Source organism: Methanobrevibacter sp. (genome assembly GCF_045114555.1).
In the GTDB taxonomy this organism is placed as follows: Archaea; Methanobacteriota; Methanobacteria; order Methanobacteriales; family Methanobacteriaceae; genus Methanobrevibacter.
This window is the reverse complement of sequence record NZ_JBGUKT010000018.1, coordinates 225,260-241,174: the sequence shown is the minus strand read 5'-3', so window position 1 is coordinate 241,174 and position 15,915 is coordinate 225,260. Positions and strand designations below refer to the sequence as shown.

Below are 15,915 nucleotides of genomic sequence, written 5' to 3'. Positions count from 1 at the left end.
TATTGATTTAAGATTGAAATATTGATTTAAATTAAAAAATAATAATTAAATTGAAAAATAAGAATAAAAGAATTATTTTATAGCGGTTATAGTCATCCATTGAACGAATCGGTCTGAAAGTGAAAAGTGATCATAATCATCACCAATTGTAATCTCCTTTCCATCATATTTGATTGTCTCTTTTTTGGATTTCCCATCCCTTAAAAAAGTTTTTATATCTTTATAATCATTATTTCCTAAAAATTGGCACAAATCAGTATCAGTATAAGCTGTCATGTTCATCAATCCTTCACATAATCTCATAAAGAATCCTGCACCATTTGTTTCACAGCCAATTAAAAACATTCCCCCTGGTTTAAGAACTCTTTTAACTTCACCAAATGATTTTTCAATATCTGGCCAGAAATAGACAGTTTCAAAAGCAGTTACAATGTCAAAGGTATTGTCTTCAAAAGGCAATCTTTGAACATTGCCCTCTAAAACTTCTACACGGCCTTGGATAATCATATCTTTATTTACCTCACGAGAAAGATTTACGCTTTCAATACTATAATCCACCCCATAAACCTTCTTAGCAGTTTGAGCCATACGATTAATGTTCATCCCCCCACCACAGCCTACATCCAATATAATGTCATCGGGAGAGATATCTAAATGTTTCAATCCCCATAGAGAAACGGGTGTGTGTTCCTTATTCATTGATTTCAGCTGAATATTACCTAATTTGCCTTGTGGATTTCCCATATTTTTAAAAAAGCCCATATTTACACCTATAAATTATAATTTCTTAGTTTAGATTTCTTAGTTTAGATTTCTTATTTTGGTATAGAAAATTTAACATCTAATTAAATATTTTAAATAATAGAATATAAAAGTTTTGGTATACCTAAATATATTTGTGAATAAATATCTTATGAAAGTTTAATAAAAATAGAATAATGAACATTTCACATGCAAAATAAAAAAAATAGGGGATATTTAGTTCTTAAGCTAAAGTTTTAAAAAAGTGATTTTTAATCAGAAGAAAATCTCAATCCTTCTGATTCCATTAACTTGACATTTTTCTGAACTTCAGTCCTATACCATTGCCTTAGTTCCAACTCTTCCTTATCCAATGAGTCGGTGCTAAGGGTATCGAAGAATTTAATATTTCTCTCCATAATGCTTAAGTTATTAAGCCTGTTCGGAGGCACTTTGAAAGGGTCTTCTTTATACAAAAGAATGATATAGATTACCATAGAGCAGGAAGCATAATAAGAATCAGGATAATGATCAACAAATTTATCTACAATTGATTTCATATTTTCCAAATTTTTAGCTTCATATTCCAATTTAAAGTCTTTAGCTAAATCCAATTCATCATGTTTTTTAAAAATTCCCTTAAAATTTTGAAACAAACTCATAAATACACGCCTTTACTTAAAAAATATTAAAAATAGATAAAATAAAGAAAATAGAAAAATAAAAAAATAAAAAAGTTAATTTAAATTAGAAATTATAGGATTCGTTGATTTTACCGGTTACATCACGGATTTCTGCAGTAGCTTCTTCCAAGTGGAAAATAGCTAACTTAAAACCGGTTTCATCATTATAGATTCCTTGCAAGAATTCATTTCCTGCAACTATGGCATCTGCCATATCATAGGTTTCTTCAAATACAGCTTTTCCATAGTATCTTAGGAAATCGGTCTCTACAAGAGCTACAATTTCTACATAGGGGTTTGCTTCCATTTGTTTGTAGACATCCTTATGATTTCCTACTCCAAAGTAAAGCTTACCATCTTTTAGAAGATGAAAACCTAAAGGTCTGTTTTTTGGTTTGTCTCCATCAACAGTTGCTAAGAAAAATACTCCCGCTTCATTCATGAATTCATCTATTCTTTCCGCACCTTCTGCCATTTATATCACCTGTTTAATTTTAAAGAATAAAAATCTATAAAATAAAAAAATTAATAAAAAAATAATTAAAAACTTTATCTTTAGAAATAAATTATTTATTGTTTGATAAAATATAATCAATAACTCTTTCTTTTTTCTTAATGGAATTATCCGCTGCCTTTTGAACCTTTTCCTTCATGATTTCAAAGTCTTCAGGGGTTGTATCTCCAACCAATTTCTTGATTTTGGTATATGCAGCTTCTCTAAATAGTGGAACCAAAGTTTCTTCTGTTCCATCTTCCTTAAGGAGTATAGGGGAACCCTTATTGTTTACCTCACCGATTTCAGTAATGTAAACACCAACATCAGAAACAACCTTTTTAACATCTTCAGCAATTTCTGGAGGAACAACAAGCATTAGAGAGTCTGTGGAAACACCAAGAGGATCAATATCCAAATCTTCAAGCATATTCAATACATTTGGCGCTACAGTTGACTTGATCTTGTCATGGTAGAACTCCAATCCTACACCAGTTGTTTCACAAATCTCATGAGCATCTCCTCTAAGACCTCCATTGGTCACATCAGTCATTGCATGAACGTCCTTAACGAGATCTGCTGCAAACAATGCCTTGGATGCCTTTACAAAACTGATGTTCATTGTATCCCATACAACATCAAAGTAACCGTTATAGAGTGCAGTTGTAGTGATTGTTCCACCACCGGCACCTTCAGTCATAAGAATGATATCTCCTTCAGTTGCTCCTTTTCTTGCAGTTGGAGGGTACTGTGAAACTCCTACACTTCCAACACAACTGACTAACCTATCACCAAGGACCATATCTCCACCTACACGTAGAGTACTTCCAGCTACAAGAGGAACATCAATGAGCTCAGATACTGCACATACACCTGCAGTATAGTCAAATAATTTGCCTATATCCCCATCATCAGCCAAGTGAAGATCGCTTAGAATAGCTACTGGATCTGCTCCCATTACACAGACATCCCTTAAAGTAGCTCTTGTTACATGGAAACCACCTAAAAATGGATATTCACTGAGTCTTGAGTGAATTCCATCAACTGCAGTGGTTATATAAACATCATCTCCAGGAGCAGGAACCTTAACCACTCCTCCATCATCTTGAGCATTTGGATCCACTACAGATTGGACATTTGTACTTTTGACAATCTGTGCAATCTTTCTGTGTACAAAGAAGTCTCCTGCACCACGGGAACCTACACCCATCTTTCCCATGCCAACATTTGCCTTTGGCACAGTGATGATGTCCTTTAGAAATTCATCTTCAGTATTGTTAAGCTCCATTGTGGTCTTGACTTCATCAATGACACTTTCAGCCATCAATAATGAATGTTCATCTGAAATGTCCTTAAATTCTCTTATTCTTTCTGCAAGGATAGACTTAAGCTCCTCTTCATCTTCACCTTTAGTAAGTCTTCCTCTTACAAAACCTTCTATATCCATGTTTACACCATTTAGATAAAATATTAATTAACAATTTAAAAAATATGATTAAAATTATGATTTGAAATTAACGAAATTTATACATTCATTCGGACAAGCTGCAACGCATACCTTACAGTCTCTGCAAATGTAATCCTCTTTAAGTGATGATTTCCCATCCATAATAACAAAACTGTTGTTTGGACAGACTGAAACGCATCTTTGGCAAGCTTTACAGTTTTCTCTATTGATTTCAATATGAGATTCTGCTAAATCTTTTTCCTTCTTTTTTTCTTCAACATTATCTTTCTTAAAAAATGAAAATAATCCCATGAACTTACTTTATTAAAACAAATTAATAAGTTTTTATCAATTAAGTTAAAAAAAATGCAAAAAGAAGAAAATAAAATATTGAGATAAAAAAAGGGGGAGAATAAGAAAGAAATGAAATTTAAGATAAAAAAGACACCCAGATAAAGAAAAAAGTAAAATAAATGTGAAATAAAAAAAAAGAAAAAATAATAAAAATAATAGTTTAAATATCACTTAAACTATTTTAAAGCCTCTTCTACAGCCACTGCAACTGCTACAGTTGCACCGACCATAGGGTTATTTCCCATACCAATTAATCCCATCATTTCCACGTGAGCAGGTACGGAACTTGAACCCGCAAATTGAGCATCAGAATGCATTCTTCCTAAAGTGTCAGTCATACCATAGGAAGCAGGACCTGCTGCCATATTGTCTGGGTGCAAGGTTCTACCGGTTCCTCCACCAGAAGCGACTGAGAAATATTTCTTGCCTTCAAGGAAACATTCCTTCTTATAGGTTCCAGCTACTGGGTGTTGGAATCTTGTAGGGTTAGTTGAGTTACCTGTGATTGAGACATCAACACCTTCAAGGTGCATGATGGCTACACCTTCCCTTACATCGTCAGCCCCATAACATCTGACTTTAGCTCTTTCACCATCGGAATAAGCCTTTTCTCTAACCACTTTAACTTCACCGGTGAAGTAGTCGAATTCAGTTTGAACATAAGTGAATCCGTTGATTCTTGAGATGATTAAAGCTGCATCTTTTCCTAAACCATTTAATATAACTCTTAAAGGCTCTTTTCTAACCTTGTTTGCAGAGTTTGCAATACCGATTGCACCTTCTGCTGCAGCAAAACTTTCGTGACCAGCAAGGAATGCAAAACATTCAGTTTCATCACTTAAAAGCATTGAAGCGAGATTTCCGTGACCTAATCCCACTTTTCTATCATCAGCTACACTTCCTGGAATACAGAATGCCTGTAATGCTTCACCGATTGCAGTTGCAGCATCACTTGCCTTTTTGCAATCCTTTTTGATTGCAATTGCTGCACCTAAAGTGTATGCCCAACAAGCGTTTTCAAAACAAATAGGTTGAACAGACTTTACAATATCATATGGATTGAATCCCTTTTCATTACAGATAGATTTAGCTTCTTCAAGGTCTTTAATGCCGTATCTTTCAAGTACAGGAACAATTTGATCTATTCTTCTTTCATAACTTTCAAATAAACTCATTATTATTCCTCCTATTCCTTCCTTGGGTCAATCTTTTTAACAGCATCTTCAAATCTGCCGTATTGACCGCTTGCCTTTTCAATAGCTTCCATTGGATCTACACCATCTTTGATTAAGTCAAGCATTACACCCATATTGATGTATTTGTATCCAATGATCTCATCATCCTCATCAAGACCGATTTCAGTGATATAACCTTCAGTAAGTTCCAAATATCTTGGTCCTTTCACTTTAGTTGAATAAATTGTACCAACTTGAGATCTGTGACCTTTACCTAAGTCTTCAAGGCCAGCTCCAATAGGAAGGCCCCCTTCTGAAAATGCAGATTGGGTTCTACCATAAACAATTTGCAAGAATAATTCACGCATAGCTGTGTTGATTGCATCACATACAAGGTCTGTATTCAATGCTTCAAGTATTGTCTTTCCAACAAGAATTTCACCAGCCATAGCTGCGGAATGAGTCATACCGGAGCATCCGAGAGTTTCAACCAATGCCTCTTCGATGATTCCTTCCTTAACATTTAAGGTTAATTTGCAGCATCCTTGTTGAGGTGCACACCATCCGATACCGTGAGTGAGTCCGGAAATGTCACTTATTTCCTTGGATTTTACCCATTGGCCTTCTTCAGGAATTGGTGCAGGACCATGGTCTGCTCCCTTATGAACAGGACACATATTTTCAATTTCTTTTGAGTAAATCATTTCAATCTCCACTTAAAATCTTAGAATTATGTTAAAATTATTTAATTATTAAAATTATTTAAAAATGATAAAAAAATTTAATAATTTTATAATCTTTATGTAATTATATTTGTTTTATTAATTATATAAGATTTGATTTTTAAGTTTAAAATTAAATAAATAAAGAGTAAAAAGAGAGAAAAAATAAAAATAGAAAAAAGTAAAAAATTATAAAAATACTTGTATTGAAGTATAGAACAAGTAAAATGCTCCAATAATAATCAAAATCGCAAATATTTTAGGGATATGACTTGTCTTTGAAATCAATTTCTCCAAATCTATTCTTGAAATCGCTAAACATAATGCCAAGAGAGTCAAAGCAAATCCTAAAACATAAATAAGTATATTTACAACTGCATATAATGGACTATTTGAACTTACAAGCAATGTTATAAGAGAAATAAGGTATGCACTATAGCAATCTGCCCAAGCGATTGAAGTCAAGAATCCTAAAATAAATGAATTGACTATGCCTCCACCACTTCTAGCACCAATCGACTTAAAGGACAAGTTATAATCAAAATACATCAATATTCCCATAATCAATAAGACAACTGCAGCAATGACCCTTACATAAATGATATACCTATAGAGAATAGCTGTAAAGAACCCTGTTAAAAAGATGATTATTGTGAAAATGCTAAATAATCCAAAGATAAAAGACAATATTTCCGCTTTTGATTTGGTCTTTAAGCTAAATCCCACAATTATCGGTATAGTGGGTATGATGCAAGGAGATAATATTGAAATCACTCCTGTGAAAAATGAAATAATCGGCATTATCTCCATCTTAAAAACTCCCATTAAACACTATTAGTTTCCACTGATCTCTTTCAAGTGAGGCAAATATTCCTCTGGAGTTTCATACCCATCAATTCTGCCTAGTTCATTTCCATCTTCATCTAAAATAACAGTTGTAGGAGTTCCATAAATATTTAATTGAGATGTTAACTCTGGACTTTCACTTGTTTGTGTAATCAATATAATGTAATTATCATTTATTTCCTTTTGAACCGCAGAATCTGATAAGGTATCCTCCTTTAGATAATCACAATAGATGCATGCTGCTCCATCAAATACAATCATTACATTCCTATTATGTGCCTTAGCGTCCTTGAATGCTTGCTTCAAATCATTGCAGAAATACAATCCATCAATGTAAGATCCTTCATAATATTTTGAATCATAATTCATCTTATCCGCTTTACTGCCTTTATCTGCATTCTTGGAATTTTCTTCAGTTTTATTGGAATCAACTAAACAAACACCATTTTCACAGTTGGATGAGTCTGCATCTACACTTGAATCGGAAGTAGGTATAAGACTTACTGAATCATCAAAAGAGCTAGGTGCATCTACAACCATAACAATTCCACATACTAAAAATAGAGCTAAAATTAGAATAATTAAGAATTTAAATTTTCCCATAATATCTCCCCCAAGGATAATATGTATAGGGTTATTTAAATAATTTACTAAAAAATTTAAAAAATTAAAAAGAGTTCTTAACTAATAATAAAAAAATGAAAAAATATGAAAAAATATGAGAAAATAGGATTATTTAAAAAAAGAAAGTAGAATAATTATTATTCTAAACTAACAAAGTTCTTAAGTATCTTCAATCCTGGAACTCCACTTTTTTCTGGGTGGAATTGGGTTGCAAATACATTATCATTTGATACTGCAGCAGTTAAATCAATGCCATAATCAACAACAGCAGACAAATTGCTCTCATCATCAAGCACCGCATGATATGAGTGTACAAAATAAAAGTCCTTGCCATCTACACCATCTAAGATAGGGCATTCTTTAACTTGCTTTAATTGATTCCATCCCATATGAGGAATCTTTCTTCCTTCTGGAATCTTAGCGACATGCCCTTTGAAAATGTCAAGCCCTTTTACGCCTGGAGATTCTTCACTTGAGGATAAAAGCACTTGAAGACCTAAGCAAATACCTAAAAATGGCTTTCCATCATCGATATGCTCGAAAATCACATCTTTAAAAGGCTCGATGTTTTCCATAGCTGTTCCAAAAGCACCTACCCCTGGAAGAACAAGATGTTTAGCATTTGCAATCTCAGTTGGATCGCTTGTGATGATGGCTTCAACACCGATCTTCTTAAAACTATTGGAAATGCTTCTGAGATTTCCACTTTTATAATCAATTATTGTAATCATAAAATTACCTGCAAAATTTGAAATTTAATCAATTTTTAAGTTAAATTTATTAAACTATTTTTTGAAAAAATTATTCCATTATTTAAATTAAAATAACGATTAATTAAAATGATAGTTAATTAAATAAATATTAATTTTATTCAAGCTCCCATTCAATAACTGAACGTATCATCATACCAAAGTCTGAATCCACAATCTCATCTACACCTAATGTCTTAGAATGAGCATCTAATTCAGCAATGACATGTGAGTACCCTAATTCATTAAGCGGTTGAACAAGTCTTGGACCATCTGTAACAGCAATGGTTTCACAGTCGAGCTCTTCAACATACAATGCATGTGGAACACCTGCAACAATCACAAGGTCCGGCTTGATTTCCTTAAGATATTCCTCTGCCTTTCTTGGAGTGATTGGATATTCATCTAAACCACCAGTAATGCATTCAATATCAATACCAGTTTCGCTTAATTCTTTGGTAATATTTACTGCATGCTGTCTGATTCTTGGAAGACCAATATTTTCATCCAAATTAGCAATGAAATGAAGATTTTCTATATCCTTATTAGATTCTGCTCCCTCAACAAGTGGGGAGAAATCGCAATTTAGAATGTCTGCAAAGAGATAGGAGGTTTCCTTTTTGGCATTCAATACAAATGCTACCTTTTTACCTTCTTGAATCGCTTTAACAATAATCTTTGCTACCTTTTCCTTGCTATCTCCAAAATTAGGCTTGATGTATTTTCCTTGTGCCATTCCACGAGTCTTTTCAACATGTGTTGCAAGCCTTAGCATTTCATTTTGACGATCAGCTTCCTCTTGAGGAATTACGCCATATTCCACAGCAGCGTTAAGCACTGCAATAGCTCCTTCGGTATTGTCTCCTTCACCGAAACCACCGTGTGATTCCACTGGCAAGATAACACAATCAAGGCCAAGGTTTTCAATTGGCTCTTTTAAGTCTTCACCAATGATCATACTTGCACAAGTTCCTACAATACCCATTAATTTTGGATTGAATGTATCATAAGCCTCTTGCAAGGTTTCCTGAAGCTTTTCGCCTGCACCTAAGATAAAATCATTTTCAGCCATAGCTGTTGTAACAACTCTAACACCATCACTTTCAAGGAGCCTTCCTGTTCTAAAGCAACAGCCATGTGGCCCATGCATAACAATTACATCTGCATTTAAATCTCTTAAAGTGTATAAAGAAGCTGCTATTGGACTTGGACGTGGATGCATCATTTTATCACCTTAGTGTGTCACAATCTTAATGATATCTCTATCTTGGAGTTCGTAATCACTTGCAATTCTCATGCTTTTTCTTGCATCTACTGCATGCATGAACTTATCACCGATATCTGTGTGAATGATATATGCAAATTCACGAGGAGTTGAACCTTTAGGAACCAAGAAAGCATCTGGGAGCACATTTCCTTTTTGATCTGTAAGCTTATGCTCATCTCCTACTGGATAGACAACAATCATGTCTAAAAGATCAAAGACTGCAGTGTTCAATGCCTCTTGAATGCCTGTGCTTCCATAAACATCAAGGATATTGGTTTGAATGTATTCCAATGCCTTGATTTGGTTAGCGTTTAATTTGTCCTTTTCAAGGATTTCAAAACTGCTGTCTCCAGAAATGTATGAAATCAATCCTGCTCTTGTAGCATTCATAAGTGCAAGTTCAGATTCAGCAGATGTTGGGATTACACGAGGATACTTCTCTTGCATTCTTTCAATGTTTTCACGCGCTCCAGGCAAATCTGCCTTATTTGCAATTACAAGGGAAGGTTTTGCAATATTCAAGAGATTGCGTACAAATTCAATCAAGTCTTCATCTTCCCATTTGCCGTAATTAGGATTTACAGTTCTTAAAGCTTCAATCACATCTTCAATTAAAATACCAGTACCAGATAATTGCTCAAAAATGACTTTGGAAAAGTCCAAGTGTTCAGCTTCAACCTTACGGATAAGTCTTACCCAATTCTTGCTAACGATTCCATACATCCACATGACGATTTCATGCTCTAAAAACTCAATGTCTTCCAATGGGTCATGTGAACCTGGATCAACTGGGTTTCCTTCGGCATCTGTAGAACCTGAAGCGTCAATCACATGAATGAATACTTTAGCTTGCATCAAGTCATCCAAGAACTTGTTTCCGAGTCCTTTACCTTCGTGAGCTCCTGGAACAAGCCCTGCCACATCAATCAATTCTATTGGAATCAATCTTGTCCCATCAATGCATTGGGAGTTGTGTGGGTTGCAAGTGACATTCATTTCCTTACATGGGCATTCACTGATAACATGAGCAACAGCCTTGTTAGCATCTATGGTTGTAAATGGATAATTAGCCATTTCCACTTGAGATGCAGTAGCTGAATTAAAAAATGAGGATTTTCCTACATTCGGTTTACCTGTAACTGCAATTTGAAGCATAATATCATTCCTAATTATTATAAAATGTAAATCTAATTAATTTTTATTTGATTTTTGTAATTTTTAAAAGATTAAAATTAGTTTATTTGTTTTTTAAATAAACTTATATTATTATAATACTTTATTATATCTATTTTACAAAGTATAAAAAATTATTTAAAAAATAGCATATGAATTTTAAAATTTGAAAAAATAGTAGAATAAAATTGAAAAAAATAAAAAAAGAAAATAGCTAAAAAGCTATCGTTTTAAAATTTAAAAGTTTAATTAACCTATGTATCTGAGGTCATCTTGAGTTTGTTGTGGTGCTTGTTGACCCATAGCCCTTTGAAGCATTTCTTGCTCCATTTGTTGAGCTTGGCTAATCATTTCACGGATTTCTTCAGCTTTTGCTTCTAACTCTTCAGTACTTACTTCGAGTTTTACAAGAATAGCTAATTTTTGCAAAATAGCTTCAGCCGCTTCAGCATCAATGAAATAACCCGGAGTTTTACCCATTAAGCAAGCCCCTTTCATTCCTCTGAGTCTACCTAAACCTAAGAATAAACCAGAAGCACCAACGATACCACCATCTGCAGATCTGATTTCAACATCTGCTTCCTTAAGCATTTCAATACGCTCTTCATCAGTAGCAGCACCTAAAACACGACCATCTGTACCTTCAATAGGTTGACCAGTAGCAAGACCACCTAAAGTGTAAAACTCTTTAGCCCCTTTTGATTCAACGAAGTCAAGGATAGAACCACAGAGTTCGTATTGACCTTCAGGTGCTAAAGCTTGACAGTTACCTACTAAAAATATGAAATCTCTTTCATCTGCACCAGCAGACTTCAAGTAATACATTTCATTTGTCATATCCTCTACAATTCCCCCTTCACCAACAAGAACTTGTGGAGGGAAGTAAGGAGAATAGATTTCTACAAATTTAGTAGCATCAAGTTCATCAATAACATGATCAATTGCTAATTTTCCTACATGACCGATTCCAGGAAGTGCTTCAATAAATATAGGATTGTTTAAACTAACTTCTTCTAATACTTTAAATTGAGTTGTTCTCATAAGATCACCTTTAAGAACATTTTATATATAATCAATAATCGCAAATCAAATAATTGTAAATCAATAATTGTAAACCAAATAATAGTAATCGTAAAATCCATAAAAATAGAAAAATAAAAAAATAGAATAATGGTTTTTAAACTAACAATAACTTGCTAATCAAAAACTTTTTATTCATTATTAAGCATCTCTTTCTTTAATTGTCTACGATATTTACCATACTTATCCTCAACGGAAAATTTAGGCGGATAAATCACTTTAAGTTCACCACCGCAATTAGGACATTGGGATTTAAGTGTGTAAATATTACAAACAGGACACTTCTTCATTTTCATTTTCATCTGATTCACTAATTAATTTTCAATTTCACGTAAGAATTCTCCAGTTCCATCTGCATCTTCTACAATAGAAATTGCTTTTTCTGCTGCTTCCTTCAATTGCTTTTCAGCAACCAAATAATCAGTAGAAGTTACAGTGATTCTGTAACGAGGAGCTCCAACACATTGAACTTCAATGTTTTCAGCTTCTGCTGCCATAAGTGCTTTCTTAATAACCTCTACACCATCGGGGTTGTAGTTTTTAATATCTACATAACCTGAGATGTGAACTTCAGGAGGTTGAATGTTCTTCTCAGCAACTTCAGTTATGGCATCAGCCCACTCTTGGCTAATTCCCTCTTCAGTAAGAGTTTCTGCCCCTTCTTCAGAAGCGCTTTCAAATGCACCATAGATATCTCCAAAGATATCCATAAGCTCATATCCCACTTCATCGTAAGCGGTATCCAAGTCCTTATCTAAAGATTTAGCAGCTAATTCCAAGAATTTTTCAGCTTTTTGTTCAATTTTCCATTGTTGGATCTTTTTAGTCCTTTGGTCTTCTCTGATTCTTTTTAAAGAAGCATCTACATGACCTTTTTTAGGATTAACTCTTAAAACACGAGCAACAATCTTTTGATTTTCTCTTACATGATCTCGAATATTCTTTACCCAACCAGAAGAAACTTCAGAAATATGAATGAAAGCTTCCTTACCTGCGTATTCTTCCAAGTTAGCAAATGCACCATAGTTAACAACTTTGTAGACAGTTCCTACAATATGATGTCCTTCATCTGGCCATTCTTGACTTTTTCTTACCAATTAAAACACCGAAATAAAAACAGTTAAGATATGGTTAAGAATAATTAAAATAATCATTATAACCAATCTTTATTCTAAGATCACATAACAACCAATTACATATTCGGCTAAAATAGCGTGTTTTGATAGTAATTGGCTATTAATAATTTTAAGCTTATTGTAAAACTTCATCGATGTGAGCCATGATTTTAGCTTTTCCACCACGGGATTTTACAATAGTTTTACCGCAGATGATACATTTTACATCAGAAGCTGCACGATCGAAAATGATTTGTTCGTTATCACAATCTAAACATTTAACTCTTAAAAAGTTTCCTCTTCCATTACTTGCCATACAAATCACCTAGTTAGATACCCATTCAGGTTTTCCTACTCTGAAAGATTTTCTGATGTGGGATTTTCCACATTCTTTACATTTGTATCTTAAATCTAATTTTTTAACCGGCTTGTTACCACCTGGTAATGGTCTTGGATAACCTCTGTACCCTGCAGTAACTCTTCTGAATTGTCTTTGTCCCCATTTTAATTCACTAGCTTTTCTCTTTTTGGAAGTATGCACTTCATGCATAGTGTGTTTTTTACAATGTGGACAGTAAGTTCTTTTTTCTTTAGGCATTTTCATATTTTTCACCTTTAATTGATTTCTCTGTTAAAAGACTTTTAGAACTTAATTAACAGATTATATAATAAATAATTACAACAAACCACTTGGAACTGTTTAGGTTTCCATTTAGCATGAGGATAAATTATAACATACTAATAAGAACATCTTTCAGTTTCCTACGAGCATGAGAGCATCTACACATCTTATAAAAATATTTTTACTTAACATTTCTAATAGATTGAACATTATAGTCCCTATTCATTCATAGGATAAACTAAATTGAAAGTTTAAAAACTATAAAAAAAGATTTAACAAACTGTAAATCTTGGAATCTAATAATTAAAAAAATATTTTAAAATAAGAAAATATCATATTATTATAGATACATTAATTATATATGATTATTATCTATATATAAACCTTTGTAATGTTTATATAATTTTTATATAAAAATAGTGAGTTTAAGAAAATAGAAATAGAATTTAATATTTCACTAAACTTGCCTTATTGTTGCCAATGAGAATTTGAGCAGTTATATTAGGCAAGATAACAACATCATTCGCTAAGAAAGGACCATAAACCTTTCCATCAATGCCTACCATCTCACCGACATCCTCACTAATGACAACAGTTGCATTCTCTATTTCATCTCTAGCAAATAATCCTCCTCTTGTCTTATCAACTGGTTTTTTAGGAGCATTATCCTTTTTAGAACCATCATTATTATCATCAATAGCTTTATTAAAACCATCAGTACGACTAATCTTCTTTTCCTTGACATCAAGACCAGATGAAAATCCTAAATCTGATTTCGCAGATTCGTCCTTAGGCTTTTTAGGTTTTGCAAAAATAAGATTGAAGTCATCTTCACTTGGAGCAGCATAATTGGATCCTGCAGCTATTGAATTATAATAGTCATCATCATAATTAGGTTCCAATTTGTCCAAATCCACAAACTGACTGTCTGGATTTTTGTAAAAGTCCTCTGGATTAGTGGAAACAGAAGTCTCATTTTTAATGTCTTCTTCCCCATTGGATTGAATTTCTTTAGTTTCTTGAGACTCTTGGCTAAGAACTGAAGTTTCTTCTTGTTCTTCTCCCACTTCTGCAACTTCCACTTCTTCAGCTTCCTCTTCAAGCTCTTGATCAGTTTCTGCATTACCTTGGCCAGGATACATTTGATTAGCTACTTGCTTATCAATGTTTTCATAAGTTTCATCAGTGATTACCTTTGCATTCTTGATTTGATTTAACCTATTTAAAACTTCATCAGACTCGCCAAGAGCATCAGAAATCTCATCTTCCATATCATCGGAAACATCACTTTCCTCTTCAACAGAACTGCCGGATTCGTAGGAATCCTCTACAAAAGAGCTTTCCTCATCCTCATCGAAATCCTCATCGTAGTCTTCATCATCTTCATAATTTCCTTCAATAGCTTCTTCAGTATATTCATCTAAGGAAATTCTATATCTGTGATTTTTAAGAGCATCCATCAATGAGAAATACAATGTTTCCTCTTCATCTGTAAGATTCAAAGGAGTTGTATCCAAGAGATCAAATTGAGGATTGTCCTTCTTGAACAAAAGAAAAGATCTGTAGATATTGTTATTGGCTGCTTTAGTAATTTTAGATTCCCTAAGCTCACAGATTTCAGTAGCAATTCTTTGAGCATTATTGAGCAACAATTGCTCATTTCCAAAAGGATCGTTAGCTACAGAACGTTCTAGATCTTTAATGTAATCACGTAACTGCTTATAAAAATTATTATCCACTCTAGCTAGAGATGATTTGTTACGTTCTTCCTTTTGAACTCTGCGTAATACTTGAAAAAAGTCGCCTTGCATAAGAATCATAAATTTGAAATAAAGTCGCCAAAACTTAAGAAACTAAAAATTTAGTTAATACTGATTTAAGTTAATACTTATTTAATTAATACTGATTTAATATTGATTTGGTTAATACTGATCGTTTTTAATAAAGTTATAATGTATAAAAAATTTAAATGGTGTAAATAGCTTTAAAGCTATAAAAAATAAATAAAATAAATTAATTTAAGAATAAATTAATTTATTGACTTTAAAAAAGCTTAAATCTTCTCAATTAGTCTTCAGATTCTATTCTTGGAGCAAGCAAGAAACTGAGTTCCCCATCTTCGGATACCATTTTAAGACTTAAGGTCAATGGCATGTCATTTCCAAGAGAGATAGTAGCGATTTCAGAGAATTTGTCTGCTTTAAGCATTTCTCTGATTTTTTCTAAAGAGAAAATGGATTTGGCTTTAGTGTCTATTTTTTCACCATGTAAATATTCAATGTTTGCATCTCCAAACTCACCTTCAGCAGATGCATAGAAGTTTTCTTGATCTACCATTAAAGTGATTTTATCAGAGAAAATATCCATATCTTGAATTGAGTCTTTTAAAAGTGTGAAAGGAATCTCAAATTCAGTTGGATAATCCAATGAAGGAGGTGCAGGAGAATCATATTCTATATCAATCAATCTGATCTTGAAAGTTCTTGTAGCTTCACCAACAAAAGTGAGAATAAGATTTCCTTCATCTAATGACATTAAGACACGGTCATTAGATTTAGAACGTTTTAATACTTTCATTAACTCATCTGTGTCAATATTGATCTTTTCCGGTTCATCACAAATGAACTCATCAAATAAACTGGATTTAAGTTCTAGATGAACAAAAGTAATATGACTACGGTCTAAGGCATCTAAACGAAAACCTTCACTGTCAGTTTGGATTTGTACTTCATCAACAATAGATGAAATAGCATCAAAACTGGTTTTTAAAATACTAGAATCACTTAACTCTGCTTTAAACATTAAAAATCAACTCTTGATTTAA

Annotated in this window: 19 protein-coding genes; all 19 read right to left on the bottom strand. The window is 33.2% G+C overall.

Annotated features, from left to right (window positions below):
* Positions 1-72: 72 nt before the first annotated feature.
* Positions 73-762 carry a class I SAM-dependent methyltransferase gene (locus ACJMLB_RS04540; protein ID WP_405324014.1) on the bottom strand — a complete coding sequence of 230 codons (690 nt, stop codon included), beginning with the start codon at positions 760-762 and terminating at the stop codon, positions 73-75.
* A gap of 251 nt (positions 763-1,013) precedes the next feature.
* Positions 1,014-1,403, bottom strand: coding sequence for a hypothetical protein (locus ACJMLB_RS04535; protein WP_405324012.1), 390 nt, complete (start codon positions 1,401-1,403; stop codon positions 1,014-1,016).
* Positions 1,404-1,488: 85 nt separating this feature from the next.
* Entirely contained in the window at positions 1,489-1,899 is a 411-nt protein-coding gene (locus ACJMLB_RS04530) for a pyridoxamine 5'-phosphate oxidase family protein (RefSeq protein ID WP_405324010.1), read from the bottom strand.
* 91 nt (positions 1,900-1,990) lie between these two features.
* Entirely contained in the window at positions 1,991-3,364 is a 1,374-nt protein-coding gene (locus ACJMLB_RS04525) for an AIR synthase-related protein (protein ID WP_295607340.1), read from the bottom strand.
* Between the two features lie 54 nt (positions 3,365-3,418).
* On the bottom strand, positions 3,419-3,676 hold the full coding sequence (locus tag ACJMLB_RS04520) for a 4Fe-4S dicluster domain-containing protein (RefSeq protein ID WP_295607343.1): 258 nt from the start codon (positions 3,674-3,676) through the stop codon (positions 3,419-3,421).
* A 218-nt stretch (positions 3,677-3,894) separates the two neighbouring features.
* Positions 3,895-4,893: a GGGtGRT protein gene (locus tag ACJMLB_RS04515; protein ID WP_295607346.1), complete on the bottom strand. Its 999-nt coding sequence runs from the start codon at positions 4,891-4,893 to the stop codon at positions 3,895-3,897.
* Positions 4,894-4,904: 11 nt separating this feature from the next.
* Positions 4,905-5,597: an iron-sulfur cluster assembly scaffold protein gene (locus ACJMLB_RS04510; RefSeq protein WP_405324007.1), complete on the bottom strand. Its 693-nt coding sequence runs from the start codon at positions 5,595-5,597 to the stop codon at positions 4,905-4,907.
* Between the two features lie 207 nt (positions 5,598-5,804).
* Entirely contained in the window at positions 5,805-6,425 is a 621-nt protein-coding gene (locus ACJMLB_RS04505; protein ID WP_405324005.1) for a cytochrome c biogenesis CcdA family protein, read from the bottom strand.
* Positions 6,426-6,449: 24 nt separating this feature from the next.
* Positions 6,450-7,064, bottom strand: coding sequence for a thioredoxin family protein (locus ACJMLB_RS04500; protein ID WP_405324003.1), 615 nt, complete (start codon positions 7,062-7,064; stop codon positions 6,450-6,452).
* Between the two features lie 158 nt (positions 7,065-7,222).
* Entirely contained in the window at positions 7,223-7,816 is a 594-nt protein-coding gene (gene hisH / locus ACJMLB_RS04495; RefSeq protein ID WP_405324001.1) for an imidazole glycerol phosphate synthase subunit HisH, read from the bottom strand.
* Positions 7,817-7,952: 136 nt separating this feature from the next.
* Positions 7,953-9,056, bottom strand: a complete 1,104-nt coding sequence (gene cfbD, locus ACJMLB_RS04490; protein ID WP_405324084.1) for a Ni-sirohydrochlorin a,c-diamide reductive cyclase catalytic subunit — start codon at positions 9,054-9,056, stop codon at positions 7,953-7,955.
* A 12-nt stretch (positions 9,057-9,068) separates the two neighbouring features.
* Positions 9,069-10,256 carry a redox-regulated ATPase YchF gene (locus ACJMLB_RS04485; protein WP_405289579.1) on the bottom strand — a complete coding sequence of 396 codons (1,188 nt, stop codon included), beginning with the start codon at positions 10,254-10,256 and terminating at the stop codon, positions 9,069-9,071.
* Between the two features lie 267 nt (positions 10,257-10,523).
* Positions 10,524-11,315 (bottom strand): proteasome assembly chaperone family protein, encoded by a 792-nt coding sequence (locus ACJMLB_RS04480; protein ID WP_296855973.1) that lies wholly within the window; start codon positions 11,313-11,315, stop codon positions 10,524-10,526.
* A gap of 170 nt (positions 11,316-11,485) precedes the next feature.
* Positions 11,486-11,656: an RNA-protein complex protein Nop10 gene (locus ACJMLB_RS04475; protein ID WP_405288876.1), complete on the bottom strand. Its 171-nt coding sequence runs from the start codon at positions 11,654-11,656 to the stop codon at positions 11,486-11,488.
* Between the two features lie 12 nt (positions 11,657-11,668).
* Positions 11,669-12,451, bottom strand: coding sequence for a translation initiation factor IF-2 subunit alpha (locus ACJMLB_RS04470; RefSeq protein ID WP_405323998.1), 783 nt, complete (start codon positions 12,449-12,451; stop codon positions 11,669-11,671).
* A 154-nt stretch (positions 12,452-12,605) separates the two neighbouring features.
* A complete protein-coding gene (locus tag ACJMLB_RS04465; RefSeq protein WP_292788071.1) occupies positions 12,606-12,785 on the bottom strand; it encodes a 30S ribosomal protein S27e in 180 nt (59 codons plus the stop codon).
* A gap of 9 nt (positions 12,786-12,794) precedes the next feature.
* The gene (locus ACJMLB_RS04460; RefSeq protein WP_295607415.1) at positions 12,795-13,073 is read right to left on the bottom strand and encodes a 50S ribosomal protein L44e; all 279 of its coding nucleotides are present in this window, start codon (positions 13,071-13,073) and stop codon (positions 12,795-12,797) included.
* Between the two features lie 464 nt (positions 13,074-13,537).
* Complete coding sequence (locus ACJMLB_RS04455) at positions 13,538-14,902, bottom strand: hypothetical protein (protein ID WP_405323995.1); 1,365 nt, start codon at positions 14,900-14,902, stop codon at positions 13,538-13,540.
* Between the two features lie 256 nt (positions 14,903-15,158).
* Positions 15,159-15,893: a proliferating cell nuclear antigen (pcna) gene (pcn, locus tag ACJMLB_RS04450; RefSeq protein WP_295607420.1), complete on the bottom strand. Its 735-nt coding sequence runs from the start codon at positions 15,891-15,893 to the stop codon at positions 15,159-15,161.
* Positions 15,894-15,915: the final 22 nt, after the last annotated feature.